This window comes from Shimia sp. (assembly GCF_049116215.1).
Classification (GTDB): Bacteria; Pseudomonadota; Alphaproteobacteria; order Rhodobacterales; family Rhodobacteraceae; genus Shimia.
In genome coordinates this window covers 722,859-737,970 of record NZ_JAGDZB010000003.1, presented here as the reverse complement: position 1 = coordinate 737,970, position 15,112 = coordinate 722,859, and the positions used below count along the sequence as shown (strand labels likewise).

Sequence of the window (15,112 nt, the reverse complement as noted above, 5' to 3'; positions counted from 1 at the left end):
TGCATAGAAGTTTTCCCAAAAGAAGCGCGGCACAGGCCAAATTGTCGGCGATTAGGGGTTTTCCACAGCTCAAGGTCATGCGATAGGGACGTGCCAAATGAAGCCCCGCAAAAGGAGATTTGCGATGGAGATTCGTGAGGCCCTCACCTTCGATGATGTTCTACTGGTTCCGGCTGCGTCGGTTGTTTTGCCGTCTACGGCGGACACGCGCACGAAGGTCACAAAATCCATCGATCTCAACATTCCGTTGCTGAGTTCGGCGATGGACACTGTGACTGAAAGCCGAATGGCGATTGCCATGGCGCAGGCTGGTGGCATGGGGGTGATCCACAAGAACCTCGACGCCGACCAACAGGCGCGGGAGGTGCGTCGGGTGAAGCGTTTTGAGAGCGGGATTGTGTATAATCCGGTCACGTTGACGCCAAACCAGACGCTGGCAGATGCCAAGGCGCTGATCGAGCGGTATCGGTTCACGGGTTTTCCTGTTGTGGATGAGCGGGGACGTGTGGTTGGCATTGTGACCAACCGTGACATGCGGTTTGCCCAGTCTGATGACACGCCCGTGCACGCCATGATGACCACAAATGATCTGGCTATGCTGCAAGAGCCAGCGGATTTGGAAGAGGCCAAGAGCCTGATGCGAGCCCGCCGGATTGAAAAGCTGTTGGTACATGATGGCACCGGAAAATTGACCGGTCTGTTGACTTTGAAGGACACGGAACAGGCAGTGTTGAACCCAACTGCTTGTAAGGACGACTTGGGCCGCCTTCGGGTAGCTGCGGCCTCCTCGGTGGGAGATAGCGGTTTTGCGCGCTCTGAGATGCTGATTGATGCCGGTGTGGACATTGTGGTGATTGACACCGCACACGGCCACTCTCAAGGCGTGATTGATGCTGTGAAACGTGTAAAAAACTTCTCCAGCGCGGTCCAGGTGATCGCAGGCAACGTGGCCACTGGCGACGCCACCAAAGCGCTGATTGATGCCGGTGCGGATGCGGTGAAAGTGGGCATCGGCCCAGGCTCGATCTGTACCACTCGCATGGTGGCCGGTGTCGGCGTGCCACAGCTGACCGCGATTGATGATTGCGCCACCGCTGCCGGTGATGTGCCGGTGATTGCCGATGGTGGCATCAAGTTCTCCGGTGACTTTGCCAAAGCCATCGCGGCAGGTGCGTCCTGCGCCATGGTTGGCTCGATGATTGCGGGTACTGATGAAAGCCCGGGTGAAGTGATCTTGTACCAAGGCCGGTCATTTAAGTCCTACCGTGGCATGGGCTCGCTTGGCGCCATGGCGCGCGGGTCTGCGGATCGGTATTTCCAAAAAGACGCGGCCAGCGACAAGCTGGTACCGGAAGGCATCGAAGGGCAGGTGCCTTACAAGGGTCCTGCGGGCACTGTTGTTCATCAGCTGGTGGGCGGCTTGCGCGCTGCGATGGGCTACACCGGAAACGCGACTGTGGCCGAGATGCGCAAAAACTGTAAGTTTGTGAAAATCACCGGTGCCGGTCTGAAAGAAAGCCACGTGCATGATGTGCAGATCACCCGTGAAGCGCCAAACTACCGGATTGGGTGATCGCCCTTTTCGATAGCGAATTTAAGAAATGAGAAAGGGCTGACCCTTGGCGGGGTCAGCCCTTTCTTTAGCGTTTTTAGACGTACTAGAAATCAGTCCATGTTTCTTCAGCTGCGTTGCCGTTAGAGCTAAAGCTTTGGGCCGCGGGTTTCGGTGTCGCTGGCTTTGCCTTTTGTTTTGGCGCGTCGGCTTTTTTATCTTCTTGCCAATCGGCCTCTGTCACTTCGGCAGGCGCTTGTTGTTTGCTGGCCTTGCTTTTGTTTCCCAGTTTGAAATGGCTCACCATATTGGCCAAACCAACGGCGTCCGATTTCAGAAGATGTGTCGCAGCAGTAGACTCTTCGACCATGGCGGCGTTCTTTTGAGTGACCTGATCCAGCTGCATTACGCCAGCGTTGATCTCTGCCAAGCTTTGGGATTGCTCTGTGGCGCCATCAGCAATGGCGGAAACCATGCCGGAGATGTGCACAACACGTTCTACGATCAAGCTCAGCGCATCGCCGGTTTGACCAACAAGGTTCACTCCGCGATCCACTTGCTCCGATGATTTGTCGATGAGTGCTTTGATCTCGTTAGCCGCTTCGGACGAGCTATGCGCCAGTTTACGAACCTCAGAAGCCACAACCGCAAAGCCACGGCCAGCGTCGCCAGCACGGGCGGCTTCCACACCCGCGTTCAGCGCAAGCAGATTGGTCTGGAAGGCAATGTCGTCGATCACCGAGATGATCTGTGAAATATGGGTCGAACTTTGTTCGATCTCGGTCATGGCGGAGACGGCATTGCGCACCACTTCTCCACTTTCCTCAGCTTCAGTCTTGGCAGTCTGCATGGTGCCTTCGACGTCGCGCGCGCCGTCTGCTGCCGCTTTTACAGAGCGTGTCAGGTCATCGAGCGCGGCCGCTGTTTCTTCCAGCGTGGCAGCCTGACTCTCCGTACGTTTGGAGAGATCATCAGACGCCTGACTGATTTCGGTTGCGCCGTTGTGTATGGATTGGGAGGACTCAACAACATCGGTCACGGTGCGGCTGAGGTTGGTGATGGAAGCGTTGAAATCTTCGCGCAGCTTTTCGTATTCCTCAGGGAAGACGGCGGTGATGTTTGACGTTAGATCGCCACCGGATAGGTCAGAAAGGTGGTCGGACAGGGTTTCCACCACTTCGGACTGTACGGCGGCGGCTTCTTTCTGGCTGGCTTCCAGTTCGCGCTGACGCAGCAAAGCGGCGCGGAACACATCTAGGGTACGCGCCATGTCGCCCAATTCGTTCTGAGTTTGCGTGAAAGGAATGTCCGCCTCTGTGTCACCCTCGGCGAGGTCGGCCATACGTCCGCGCAAAGTGCCCATTGGACCGGTCACGCTGCGGGTGATGAAGTAGGCCACCAGTGACAGGACAACAAGGATGCCGCCCAAGATGGTCAAGGCTTTGTTGCGGATTTTGGCCATCTCTGCCTCGATATCGGACAGGTAAGCGCCTGTGCCAACAATCCAGTTCCAAGGCTCAAAGTGAATGGCAAAACCGATTTTGGCTTCTTGCAGATCACTGTCTGGTTTTTGGAAGTGATAGATTAGGGTACCACTTCCGTTTTCCATGGCAACTTTACGCATTTCCTCAAAGATTTTGACACCGTTGGGATCTTCTAGGCCGGCTTGGTTGTGGCCTATCCACTGGGGGCGATGTGGGTGTGCGGTCATGATATAGTCGGTGTCGAAGGCAAACATATAGCCATTGTCACCATAAGACAGCGCTTCGAGTTGTTCTCGGCCCAAGGCGTGGGCCTCTTCGGCGTTGTATTTGCCCTCCTGCACCCCTTGGTCCAACTTCGCAAGCAGGCTGGTTGCGGTTTCGGTAAGCTCAAGGAGCTTAGTGTTGTACATGGTTTCCACCGTATTGCGCATGTGATTTTGCAGCAAAAGGGTGAGGACAACGGCCAGGGCCAAGGCCACAACGGCGATGGCACTGATCCGTGTGGACAGTCTGGTTAGAATAGCTGGCATGGACTCAACTCTCGAAGTTGTTGGCTGGTTACCGGTCGAGGTACAGATGCCAGGCTTAAAGAAGACTTATGAGAGGCCTTATTTGTTTGGCGACAGCGCATTTTGCAATCTAGGAAAGAAAGTTAACGGCGTGATTTCATCTCAACGTTGATTGGCACCTGTTTTTTAGGCGGCGCCTGTCAGCTTGCGATATGGGGGAGGCCTGATGTAGAGCAGGAACGGTTGATCTTGATGTGGTCAACGGCCCACGCACTACCGCGTAAGGAATAGGACAAGCATATGACGCCAGCAGCGCGTGTACAAGCCGCAATTGAAATTCTGGATCAGATCCTGGACGGCACCCCAGCTGAAAAAGCGCTGACAAGCTGGGCACGCCGCAGTCGATTTGCGGGCTCCAAGGACCGTGCTGCGGTGCGTGATCACGTGTTTGACGCCCTGCGCCGCAGAGAGTCTGCCGCGTTTTTTGGTGGTGGCCCGCATGGTCGCGGCTTGATGATTGGCATCCTGCGTCAGGATGGCGCGGACCTGGATGATTTGTTCAGCGGCAATGGATACGGACCAGCCCCGTTGACTGAAAAAGACAGCACAACATCGGACGGGGAAGAGCCGTTGGACCTGCCAGAGTGGCTGCATGCGCCAATGCGTGCCAGCTTGGGCGCGGCGTTTGAGGCAACTCACGACGCGCTCCGGGGCAGAGCGCCAGTTATCCTGCGGGTCAACCTCGGAAAAACCACAGTGGCAGCGGCGCAAGAGGTGCTGGCACAGGACGGCATTATGGTCCGCCCGATGGATTTGGTGGACACGGCTTTGGAGGTGACCGAAGGCGCGCGGCGCGTTAAGAACAACGCGGCTTATCTCACAGGTCTGGTCGAACTTCAGGATGCCTCCAGCCAGGCATTGGTTGCGGCACTTTCGATCGATAACAGCATGAAAGTGTTGGACTATTGCGCAGGCGGCGGCGGCAAGACGCTGGCAATGGCCGGTCGTGCGGATGCGTCCTATTTTGCGCATGATGCGTTGCCGCAGCGGATGGCAGATCTTCCGGCCCGGGCGAAGCGCGCCGGGGTGAATGTGCAGATAGTAGAAGAGCCGCAGGCGTGCGCACCTTACGATGTGGTGCTGTGTGATGTGCCTTGCTCTGGAAGTGGCACCTGGCGACGCGCGCCGGATGCAAAATGGCGGTTTACGCCTGCGGATTTGGCACAGCTGGAAATGACACAATCGGAAATTCTGGAACAGGCCAAAACCTATGTGGCTCCTGACGGCGTGCTGGTCTACGCAACCTGTTCGGTTCTAGAGGCGGAAAACGCAGCGCAAACTGATCGCTTTTTGCAAAACAATCCGGCCTGGGAGCTTGTCTGGCACCGCCAATTCTTGCTTTCCGACGGCGGTGACGGGTTCTTTGGGGCGATTTTGCGAAAAAAATAACGGACTTACGCTTTTTCTTCTGTCTTCGTTAATGCGTGTTTAAGATAATTTGATGCATATTAACGAAGACGTAAAAGAATAGGTGCAGACGTGTCCAATTCGACAGTGGCCAAAGGGCCTGCTCCCCGCCATTTGGGTGACACTCCTCATCATGCCGGAATCCTTGCATTGGCCGCGTTGGTCATGGTGGTCACGGCTGTTCTTTTGCAGGCTGGTCCGATGCGGGCAGCGATGGTTTTTGCCAGCGGTCTTCTAGGTTTAGGCGCGGCGGTAAGCTTGATGGTGTCCTTGCGCCGCAAGGCAGCGCAAATGCGGGCTGTGTCGCTTTTACGGCGCATGTTTGAAGATGCTTCTGATTTGATGTTTGTTTCCAACCCCGAAGGTCAAATCATCTACGCAAATCAGGCTGCGATGGAAGCCGGCATGGGCGCGCGCGACACAATGGTCGACGCTCTTTCAGATCAAATATTGGACGCCGAAGGCAAGGTACGTGACATGATTGTCAGCGGCCTTTCGAATGGCCAATGTGAGGAAGAGCTGTCGCTTCGCGATACTATGATGCGACTGACAGTGAAGGTGCTGGAATATGGCGTGCTGTTGTGGAGCATCCAGCGAACCAGCCCAGTCGCGGACGCACAACATTCAGGTGGTGCGCCGCGGTTGCCGATGCTGACCGTTGGCCGGTCTGGTACTGTCCTGTTTATGAATCCGGCAGCGCGGCATCTTTTGGGAGAACGCAAAAAAACCATCGCGGATGTGTTTGGCCCGGATGTTCAAGATCTGCGCAGTGCCACAGTTGTGCACACATCAAACGGGGAACAACAGTGTTTGGTGGCCGAATTTGAGGCCACAGCCGGGCGTCGCGAAATCTATCTGCTGCCGACCGAAGTGCCTGTGATGCGGGATGGGGCGGTACAGTTCGATGAGCTGCCGGTCGCGCTTTTGAAGGTTAGCCCTGCCGGTGATGTGCTTCTGGCCAACCGAGCAGCCCGGTCTCTGGTGAATATGGAGATCTCGTCCAAGTCCTTTATTGGTGACCTGATGGAAGGGTTGGGGCGGTCGATTGTAGATTGGCTGATGGAGGCCGCTCAGGGTAAAGCGGTCAATCAATCCGAGTTTTTGCGTTTGAAGCGCGACGACAAGGAAGTAATTGTGCAGGTCAGTTTGAACCGTGTGGTGGAAGGTGGTGAGACCTCTTTGATTGCGGTTCTGAGCGATGCAACCGAACTTAAGTCATTAGAAGCCCAGTTTGTGCAAAGTCAAAAGATGCAGGCGATTGGCCAATTGGCAGGCGGCGTGGCGCATGATTTCAACAACCTTTTGACTGCGATTTCAGGGCATTGTGACCTGTTGTTGTTGCGTCACGATCAAGGTGATGCGGATTATGCCGACCTCATTCAGATCAACCAAAACGCCAACCGAGCCGCCGCGCTGGTTGGGCAATTGCTGGCGTTTTCCCGAAAGCAAAACCTGCGTCCCGAAGTGTTGGACCTGCGCAATACCTTGGCGGATTTGACCCACCTTTTGAATCGCTTAGTGGGAGAGCGTGTGGCATTGACGCTGAACAATGATCCCGTGCTGCCGGCCATCCGTGCGGATAAACGGCAGTTGGAACAGGTGCTTATGAACCTAGTTGTGAATGCACGAGACGCCATGCCGGACGGTGGTGAGATTCGGGTGACCACTGAAAGTGTTGAGCTGGATGCACCACTCGAGCGGGATCGCGTGATTGTTCCAGTTGGCAACTACGTGTCCGTGACGGTCGCAGATCAAGGTATCGGCATCGCGCAGGACAAGCTGCAAAAGGTCTTTGAACCGTTTTTTACCACCAAGAAAACCGGCGAAGGCACTGGTCTTGGATTGAGCACAGCCTACGGCATCGTGAAACAGACGGGCGGCTACATCTTTGTGGACAGTTCCGAAGGGGTGGGGACCACTTTTACTTTGATGTTCCCGGCACATGGCGCTGCTGCCGAACAGGTTGCTGTGCCGGAGCTTGGCAAACGTCCTGACCTGCCGGAAGTGCAGCACAGCGGCGTGGTGTTGCTGGTGGAAGATGAGGCGCCTGTGCGGTCTTTTGCGACCCGGGCGCTCAAGATGCGCGGGTTCACGGTGCTAGAGGCGGCTTCCGGAGAAGAGGCACTTGAAGTGCTGGACATGGACCATCCGCAAATAGACGTGTTTGTCAGCGATGTGATTATGCCGGGGATGGACGGGCCGAGTTGGGTGCGTCAGGCCCGCGAAAACTATCCAAATGTGCCCGTAATTTTTGTATCCGGCTATGCCGAGGACAGCTTTTCTGATGATCAGGCACGGATTGAAAATTCCAGTTTTCTTCCCAAACCATTTTCGCTCAGCGACTTAACCGAAGCCGTGTACGCAAGAATTTCCAGCGCTTAGGTCAGGTTTTCATAAAGCTCGAACTCCGCCGCGCATTTCTTACGCAGCTTACCCATGGTTGGTTCTGGCAAATCCAGCGGAATTTCGGGAGAGCTGTTTCGACGTTCCAGTTGGATCTTTTGCGCAAGGCGGTCCTCAAGAAAGGACAACAAGCGCGGTTGATCCTCGTAGCGGAAAAGATGGTCCACCTTGACACCATTTGGGCGCGGTTCCAGAAATTTTGCTTGGCTGCCGACATTGGCGTAAGGTGCCTTTTTGTCACCCTTCATATACTCCTGCACAAACTCCTCAAAACTCACCTCATGGGTGGAGTTTGCATGCCCGCGCATGAAGTCACGGCGGCGGTAGCGATACCAACTTGCGAGCCAGCTCACCGGTTCGCGCATAACGGCCAGTAATTCCAGATCGTCGGTCTTGCACGCACGTTCAAACATCGGACGGAAAAAGCGGTTGTAGCGATACACTGGGGCGTGTTTGAGTTCCGGTGGATTGGAAATCACCATGTCTGCCGAGGGAGCCAAAGCTTCTTCGATGGCTGTTGTGCCGGTCTTGGGAACAGACAGGAACACAAGTTTTTCTTTCCAGAAAACAAGCATTTGCACGGCCTTGTTTGATTTAGAGACAAGTTACTTTCACCTTGTAAACCAGTTCTTAACCAAAGGGGACGGAAAATGTTCTTATTCTTTTCTCTTGATTTGTTCTCCTTTTGATCTCATAAGAATTCAGAACAAGAGGTGAACACAGGCAGTGATTGCCGCCCGCGTGCGGGTGTGGAATAAGGAACCAAGCAAATGGCAACGGCAGATCTTTTGACAATGACCTCCAAGAAATCCTCATCCCCCGACAAACAGAAAGCGCTCGACAGCGCGCTGGCGCAGATTGAGCGGCAGTTTGGCAAGGGCTCGATTATGAAACTGGGCGCAGACAATCCTGCGCAGGAAATCGAAGCGACCTCTACGGGCTCACTGAGCCTCGATATCGCGCTGGGGATTGGGGGGCTGCCCAAAGGGCGGATCATCGAAATCTACGGCCCTGAAAGTTCGGGCAAAACCACGCTGACTCTACACTGTATCGCAGAAGAGCAGAAAAAGGGTGGCGTGTGCGCCTTTGTCGACGCGGAACACGCGCTCGATCCGCAGTATGCAAAGAAACTTGGTGTGAACCTTGATGAGTTGCTGATCTCACAGCCGGACACTGGCGAACAGGCATTGGAAATCACCGACACGTTGGTGCGCTCCGGTGCGGTGAACATGGTTGTGGTCGATTCGGTTGCGGCGTTGACGCCAAAGTCCGAACTCGAAGGCGACATGGGTGACAGCAACGTGGGTGTGCAGGCCCGCCTTATGAGCCAGGCGATGCGTAAGCTGACCGGCTCGATTGCGCGCTCCAACTGTATGGTGATTTTCATCAACCAGATCCGGATGAAAATCGGCGTGATGTTTGGCTCGCCAGAAACCACAACCGGTGGTAATGCGCTGAAGTTCTACAGCTCCGTGCGCCTGGACATTCGCCGGATTGGTGCGGTGAAGGATCGCGATGAAATTGTGGGCAACGCGACCCGTGTAAAAGTTGTGAAAAACAAAGTTGCGCCGCCCTTCAAGCAAGTTGAATTTGACATCATGTATGGCGAAGGCATCTCGAAGATGGGCGAATTGCTTGATCTGGGTGTGAAAGCTGGAGTTGTTGAGAAATCCGGCAGTTGGTTCAGCTACGGCGATGAGCGGATTGGGCAGGGACGTGCAAACGCCACGACTTTCCTTAAGGAAAACAATCGTATGGCGCTGGAGATTGAAGATAAGATTCGGGCAGCCCACGGGTTGGACTTTGACATGCCGCCGGGCGGCGAAGAGCTGTTGGAAGATTGATCCCATCTTTTGAAGAATTGATGCGGGCTTTGCCGCATGTCATGGCCGCTCCCAAAGACGGGGCGGCCATTTCGCATTTGTGTTTGCGCCCTGAACGAAATGCGCGGCGTTTTGTCGATGAGATCCCGCTGACCAAAGCACAGGGCATTCCCGGCGAACGGTGGATGACACAACCCTGGTTGCGCACTGAAGACGGTGCACCACACCCAGGTATTCAAGTGTGCATCATTCCAAAGCGTGTGATGGATCTGGTGTGGTCGCCAGATGGCGAGGTTTTGCATCCCGGAGATACCTTTGCAGCCGACATTGATACCTCGGAAGCGAACTTACCAAGCGGTCAGCTGTTGGCGGTTGGCTCCGCAGTGTTGCGTGTTTCCGATGTTTTCAACGATGCTTGTGTGAAGTGGAAGGCGCGCTACGGCGGCGACGCTTATGATTGGATACGTACCCCAGAGCATTGCACACTCAGATTGCGTGGTATCTTGTGCAGTGTCGAGCGGGATGGTGTGATCCGTTCCGGTGATGTTTTGGGCAAAGCTTGACCGCTAGACGATCGGTAATGGTGGCATTCCGCCTTTGACACACTAGGTTAGGCCTATTGTCATGTGGACAGGCGGGCGTGGGGGTTATACACCCGCTTCGATACCGAAACCCACGTTAAGAGATCTGCCCATGGCCAGCCTAAACGACATCCGGTCGACCTTTCTGAACTACTTTGCCAAACAAGGCCATGAGATTGTGGAGTCCAGCCCGCTGGTGCCACGCAATGACCCAACATTGATGTTTGTGAACTCCGGCATGGTGCAGTTCAAAAACCTCTTCACCGGTGTTGAGAAGCGCGACTATCAGCGTGCGACCACGTCGCAAAAATGTGTGCGTGCGGGTGGTAAGCACAATGACCTGGACAACGTGGGCTATACGGCGCGTCACCACACGTTTTTTGAAATGCTGGGCAACTTCTCCTTTGGCAATTACTTCAAAGAAGAAGCCATTCCGTTTGCGTGGAACTTGATAACCAACGAGTTTGGCATCGACCCCAAGCGGCTTTATGTGACGGTTTATCACACCGACGAAGAAGCCTATGACATCTGGAAGAAAATTGGTGTTCCGGAATATCGGATCATCCGCATCGCCACGTCGGATAACTTCTGGCAGATGGGGCCAACAGGACCCTGTGGCCCGTGTACGGAGATTTTCTACGACCACGGCGAACATATTTGGGGTGGTCCTCCCGGCTCGCCGGAAGAAGATGGTGACCGGTTCATTGAGATCTGGAACGTCGTGTTCATGCAGAACGAGCAGTTTGAAGACGGCTCGATGAAGGCACTGGACATTCAGTCCATCGACACCGGCATGGGGCTGGAGCGGATCGGCGCCTTGTTGCAGGGCAGCCATGACAACTATGACACCGACCTGTTCAAAGCCTTGATTGAATCCTCGGCTCATGTGACGTCGACCGACCCTTACGGGGATCAAAACGTACATCACCGCGTGATTGCTGATCACCTGCGCTCCACGTCTTTCCTGATGGCAGATGGTGTGATGCCGTCCAACGATGGCCGTGGTTATGTTTTGCGTCGGATCATGCGTCGCGCGATGCGCCACGCGCACCTGTTGGGCGCGAAGGATCCCGTGATGCATCAGTTGGTGCCGTCTCTGGTGCAGCAGATGGGGCAGGCTTACCCTGAGTTGGGACAAGCGCAGGCGTTGATCGAGGAAACGCTGAAGCAGGAAGAGACCAAGTTTAAGCAGACTTTGGATCGTGGTCTGAAGTTGCTGGACGACGAGCTGGATGGTTTGGCTGAGGGCGCACCACTGGATGGCGCGGCGGCATTTAAACTGTACGACACCTATGGATTTCCACTGGACCTGACGCAGGATGCGTTGCGCGAGAAAGGCCGTGAGGTGGACACCGATGGCTTTGACACCGCGATGGCGGAGCAAAAGGCCAAAGCGCGCGCGGCCCACAAAGGGTCCGGCGATACCGCTGAGAACGCTGTTTGGTTTGATGTTGCGGACGAAAGCGGCGCGTCAGAATTTCTTGGATATGACACCGAGACCGCGGAAGGTCAGGTGCAGGCTATCATGAAAGATGGTGCGCTTGTAGACGCATTGGCGGAAGGCGAAGAAGGCTGGCTGGTGATGAACCAAACGCCTTTCTACGCTGAGAGCGGTGGTCAAGTTGCGGACCATGGCTTGGTTGAGCGGTTGGAAAACCGAGATGAATTGGCGCATGTGACCGAGGTTCAAAAGTTTGCCGACGGCAAGCTGGTGGCGCATTTGGCAAAAATGGCGCGTGGCACCATTTCCAAAGGTGATCCGGTTGCGATGATTGTGGATCATGGGCGTCGCACGTCGATCCGCGCCAACCACTCTGCAACCCACTTGTTGCACGAAGCGTTGCGCGAAGCGCTTGGAGATCATGTGGCACAGCGTGGGTCTCTCAATGCAGATGATCGCCTACGGTTTGATTTCAGCCACAACAAGGCGTTGAGCCCGGAAGAGCTGACACAGGTTGGCTTGGATGTGAACGCTTACATCCGTCAGAACACACCGGTGGAAACCCGTGTGATGACGCCGGATGATGCACGTGAGATTGGCGCACAGGCGCTGTTTGGCGAGAAATACGGCGACGAGGTGCGCGTTGTGTCCATGGGCCGTGCCAACACTGGCAAGGGTCACAACGGCGACACCTATTCCATCGAGCTTTGTGGTGGCACCCATGTCAAACAGACCGGCGACATTGGTGTGTTTGTCTTGCTGTCGGATAGCGCATCCTCGGCGGGTGTGCGCCGGATTGAGGCGTTGACTGGTGAGGTGGCGTTTGAACATCTCGCACGGGAAGCCAAACGTGTTGCGGAAGTTGCCGGGACGTTGAAGGCGCAGCCTACGGATATCCTGGATCGGGTGAAAGCTCTGCTTGACGAACGAAAGGCGCTGCAAAACGAAGTGGCGACACTGCGTCGGGAATTGGCGATGTCTGGCGGTGCCGGGCAGGGGGCTGGTCCAGAAGCGAAAGAGATCAACGGCGTGAAATTCTTCGCGCAGGTGCTTTCAGGTGTGTCCGGTAAAGACTTGCCGCCATTGATTGATGAGCACAAAGCCCGCTTGGAAAGTGGTGCGGTTCTTCTGGTGGCGGATACAGGCGGTAAAGTCGCTGTTGCCGCGGGGGTGACCGATGACCTGAAGGGTGATCTGAGCGCGGTGGACCTGGTCCGCGCGGCGGTTGGCCCGATGGGCGGTAAAGGCGGCGGTGGCCGTCCAGATATGGCCCAAGGTGGTGCCAAAGATGCGTCCAAAGCGGACGACGCGTTTGCCGCAGCCGAAGCAGTGATTGCGGGCTGACCATTTGGTCAAAATATTCTTGGCCTGTCCGACAAATCACGTAGAGTGTCGGGCAGGACAAATGGATTGGAGAGCCAGATGGGCGCACTTTGGATAGCACATGTGACCGTGACTGATGCGGATGCATACGGGAAATACGCTGAGCTGGCTGGCCCGGCGATTGCCAAACATGGTGGCGAGTTTATCGCGCGCGGCGGTAAATTTGTGCAGCTGGAAGGCAAAGAACGGCCACGAAATGTGGTGGCTCGGTTCCCGGATGTGGACACAGCGGTGGCCTGCTATCACAGTCCAGAATATCAAGAGGCTCTAAACCATGCGCGAGGCGCTAGTGAGCGTGAATTGATGGTGGTGGAAACCAGCGAATAAACCAAACTCATTTTGCGCCAATGGGATATGATTGACATCGTTCCGTCGGCATGTGGGAAGTTTCGTTCTGAATGCCCCGCAAAGCAGAAAATAGTTCTGCATTCTGATTGCTTTCAGTACTTCTATCCTTTCGGTTTCTCGCGTATGTAAGCGCGAGAAACGGTATCCCGTATCAATTTGGTCAGGATACGGAGTCAGGAGAAAATTCGCATGTGTCGTTGGGCCGCTTATGTTGGGGAACCATGTTTCCTTGAGGACGTTGTAACACGACCGGATCACTCACTGATCCAGCAAAGCATGCAAGCGACTGAGTGTAAGACGCAGACCAACGGGGATGGCGTTGGGTTGGCGTGGTATGGCAACCGGCGGGAGCCGGGGCTGTATCGTGACATTCTGCCCGCGTGGTCTGATCCAAATTTGAAATCCCTGACAGCGCAAGTCGAATCCGGGTTGTTTTTGGCTCATGTGCGGGCCTCGACCGGTACCGCCACCAGTCGAAACAACTGCCATCCTTTTGCTGTTGGGCGTTGGTCTTTCATGCACAACGGACAAGTTGGCGGGTTTGAAACGTTTCGGCGGCGGGCTGACATGTTGATTCCCGATGAGCTGTATCCAGAACGTAAAGGCGCGACCGATAGTGAAGTGTTGTTTTTGCTTGGCCTGATGGAAGGCATGGATGAGCACCCAAAAGAGTCGCTACAGATTGCCGTTGGCATTCTTGAGCGCATGAGCCGGGAACGGGGCACAACACCGCATATGCGCCTGGCTGCTGCATTCAGCGATGGTGAAACGCTTTACGCGGTGCGGTATGCGTCTGATGACCGGGCGCCGACAGTGTATCACCGTGCCAGCGACAGCCGAAATGGCCGTGCCGTGGTGAGTGAGCCGCTGGTGGAAGCGGAAGAGGGATGGGAGGCAATCCCGGCCGGGTCATTCTGTAGATTTCACAAAGACGGCAGTTATGAGATTGAGCCGTTCCGTCCGCTCAGTTGATCCGTCAGACCAAGAAGAATTTCACCGCCCAGAACAGGAAAATCGCGTGCAGGATCGGGAAGATCCAGATCACGAGATAGCTGTCGAGCTTTCGGGCCAGATCTTCGCGGCCTGACGTTTTTAGGCGACGCAGAGCGATGTTCACCAGTACGATGGAGCCGGTGATGAGGAACATGCCCACCAGCAGCGAGTCCATGAAGGTGAGGTAGCCGAGTTTGGGCAGCATGGTGGAGATTGCGAAGTTGAAGGCCACAAACACCAAGAGATTGGCGGAGGCCATGTCGATGCGGCGGCGGTATTCTTCGAGAAAGAAAGTCGCCCAGCTGACAAACAGGATGATCAGCAGCGGCAACAGGATGCGCAGAATATAGTATTGATTGTGGCGTGTGCCTTCAAATCGCAGGGCCACCATACTGGTGTCAGCGCCGCCGATGCCTTTTACAGCGCGCCGCTCTAAAGAGCTGTTGGATAAAATCCATTCCTCTTCCCCCAAGAGATCGCCCATGCCGCTTTGCTCTTCCAGCGGATAAAACTCCACGTAATCAAGCGGCAACATTGAGGACACCTCAACAAAGAACTCTTGGGTATCAAATGGATATCTTTTGAAGTTGAAGTGAGGCGCCTGCAGCGTTGCGGTGAAGCGTTCCGCATAGGTGGCGTCGCCATTGGCTTTGAGCAGGACCGAGACCTGTTGCGTGAAACGGCGCCCTTGTTGATTGCGCAGGATAAAATACGGGGGTTGCGATCCTGCTTCGTCTAATTTTTTGCGGAAGGCCTCGTTACTGAAAGTCTTTACGTCGCTGCCATGTTGGGCGGCATCAAATGCATATTCGGGATAGCTGGCCTTGAGGAATAGGGTGCCAACCACGCCAAAGTTTTCAGCTTGTTGGTCCACAAAAGTGATCTGATCAATTGCGATCCCAACACCAACTTGTTGCGGTGTGTGCCCTTTGGAGAATACATCGGTGCTTTCGTAGGTGCCGAAGCCGCCGTTTTGGGCGTGAAGAACGCCAGCACATAAGAGCGAAAAGCTGGTGGTAACTGCTAAGAGTATTTTTGTGAACATGGTGCCTTAAAAAATGCGAGGTCCTATGGTTCAAACTTCAGACACTTTCGGCATCTACTCAAGACATTTGTCAAAGAAAAACG

Annotated in this window: 11 protein-coding genes; 8 read left to right on the top strand and 3 right to left on the bottom strand. The window is 55.0% G+C overall.

Annotated elements, in window-relative coordinates:
- The first annotated feature begins 124 nt into the window (after window positions 1-124).
- Window positions 125-1,573 (top strand): IMP dehydrogenase, encoded by a 1,449-nt coding sequence (gene guaB / locus JXR15_RS12215; protein WP_422053484.1) that lies wholly within the window; start codon window positions 125-127, stop codon window positions 1,571-1,573.
- Between the two features lie 85 nt (window positions 1,574-1,658).
- Here the strand turns inward: guaB and JXR15_RS12210 are convergent, their stop codons facing one another.
- The gene (locus JXR15_RS12210) at window positions 1,659-3,566 is read right to left on the bottom strand and encodes a methyl-accepting chemotaxis protein (protein WP_422053483.1); all 1,908 of its coding nucleotides are present in this window, start codon (window positions 3,564-3,566) and stop codon (window positions 1,659-1,661) included.
- Window positions 3,567-3,845: 279 nt separating this feature from the next.
- On the opposite strand from JXR15_RS12210, the gene JXR15_RS12205 reads away from it, so the two are divergent.
- On the top strand, window positions 3,846-4,994 hold the full coding sequence (locus tag JXR15_RS12205) for an RsmB/NOP family class I SAM-dependent RNA methyltransferase (RefSeq protein ID WP_422053482.1): 1,149 nt from the start codon (window positions 3,846-3,848) through the stop codon (window positions 4,992-4,994).
- Between the two features lie 183 nt (window positions 4,995-5,177).
- A complete protein-coding gene (locus tag JXR15_RS12200; protein ID WP_422053720.1) occupies window positions 5,178-7,394 on the top strand; it encodes an ATP-binding protein in 2,217 nt (738 codons plus the stop codon).
- Here JXR15_RS12200 and JXR15_RS12195 read toward each other — a convergent pair.
- Window positions 7,391-7,990, bottom strand: a complete 600-nt coding sequence (locus JXR15_RS12195; protein WP_422053481.1) for a gamma-glutamyl kinase — start codon at window positions 7,988-7,990, stop codon at window positions 7,391-7,393. The two genes, JXR15_RS12200 and JXR15_RS12195, sit on opposite strands and share 4 nt — an antisense overlap.
- Before the next feature lie 195 nt (window positions 7,991-8,185).
- On the opposite strand from JXR15_RS12195, the gene recA reads away from it, so the two are divergent.
- The 5 genes from recA to JXR15_RS12170 all read left to right on the top strand — a co-directional run bounded on the left by recA (window position 8,186) and on the right by JXR15_RS12170 (window position 13,963).
- Window positions 8,186-9,259, top strand: a complete 1,074-nt coding sequence (gene recA / locus JXR15_RS12190; RefSeq protein ID WP_422053480.1) for a recombinase RecA — start codon at window positions 8,186-8,188, stop codon at window positions 9,257-9,259.
- A gap of 20 nt (window positions 9,260-9,279) precedes the next feature.
- The gene (locus JXR15_RS12185; RefSeq protein ID WP_422053719.1) at window positions 9,280-9,801 is read left to right on the top strand and encodes a hypothetical protein; all 522 of its coding nucleotides are present in this window, start codon (window positions 9,280-9,282) and stop codon (window positions 9,799-9,801) included.
- Window positions 9,802-9,931: 130 nt separating this feature from the next.
- The gene (alaS, locus tag JXR15_RS12180) at window positions 9,932-12,604 is read left to right on the top strand and encodes an alanine--tRNA ligase (RefSeq protein WP_422053479.1); all 2,673 of its coding nucleotides are present in this window, start codon (window positions 9,932-9,934) and stop codon (window positions 12,602-12,604) included.
- A gap of 78 nt (window positions 12,605-12,682) precedes the next feature.
- Window positions 12,683-12,970 carry a DUF1330 domain-containing protein gene (locus JXR15_RS12175; protein ID WP_164642773.1) on the top strand — a complete coding sequence of 96 codons (288 nt, stop codon included), beginning with the start codon at window positions 12,683-12,685 and terminating at the stop codon, window positions 12,968-12,970.
- Between the two features lie 210 nt (window positions 12,971-13,180).
- Window positions 13,181-13,963: a class II glutamine amidotransferase gene (locus JXR15_RS12170; protein ID WP_422053478.1), complete on the top strand. Its 783-nt coding sequence runs from the start codon at window positions 13,181-13,183 to the stop codon at window positions 13,961-13,963.
- A gap of 4 nt (window positions 13,964-13,967) precedes the next feature.
- Here the strand turns inward: JXR15_RS12170 and JXR15_RS12165 are convergent, their stop codons facing one another.
- Window positions 13,968-15,029: a hypothetical protein gene (locus JXR15_RS12165; RefSeq protein WP_422053477.1), complete on the bottom strand. Its 1,062-nt coding sequence runs from the start codon at window positions 15,027-15,029 to the stop codon at window positions 13,968-13,970.
- Window positions 15,030-15,112 lie beyond the last annotated feature (83 nt).

Bases quoted from the DNA above. Each gene is read 5' to 3' on its own strand.
- JXR15_RS12170 (WP_422053478.1), top strand. From the start codon at position 13,181: ATGTGTCGTTGGGCCGCTTATGTTGGGGAACCATGTTTCCTTGAGGAC.
- guaB (WP_422053484.1), top strand. From the start codon at position 125: ATGGAGATTCGTGAGGCCCTCACCTTCGATGATGTTCTACTGGTTCCG.
- JXR15_RS12200 (WP_422053720.1), top strand. From the start codon at position 5,178: ATGGTGGTCACGGCTGTTCTTTTGCAGGCTGGTCCGATGCGGGCAGCG.
- recA (WP_422053480.1), top strand. From the start codon at position 8,186: ATGGCAACGGCAGATCTTTTGACAATGACCTCCAAGAAATCCTCATCC.
- JXR15_RS12210 (WP_422053483.1), bottom strand. From the start codon at position 3,566: ATGCCAGCTATTCTAACCAGACTGTCCACACGGATCAGTGCCATCGCC.
- JXR15_RS12205 (WP_422053482.1), top strand. From the start codon at position 3,846: ATGACGCCAGCAGCGCGTGTACAAGCCGCAATTGAAATTCTGGATCAG.
- alaS (WP_422053479.1), top strand. From the start codon at position 9,932: ATGGCCAGCCTAAACGACATCCGGTCGACCTTTCTGAACTACTTTGCC.
- JXR15_RS12185 (WP_422053719.1), top strand. From the start codon at position 9,280: ATGCGGGCTTTGCCGCATGTCATGGCCGCTCCCAAAGACGGGGCGGCC.
- JXR15_RS12165 (WP_422053477.1), bottom strand. From the start codon at position 15,029: ATGTTCACAAAAATACTCTTAGCAGTTACCACCAGCTTTTCGCTCTTA.
- JXR15_RS12175 (WP_164642773.1), top strand. From the start codon at position 12,683: ATGGGCGCACTTTGGATAGCACATGTGACCGTGACTGATGCGGATGCA.
- JXR15_RS12195 (WP_422053481.1), bottom strand. From the start codon at position 7,990: ATGCTTGTTTTCTGGAAAGAAAAACTTGTGTTCCTGTCTGTTCCCAAG.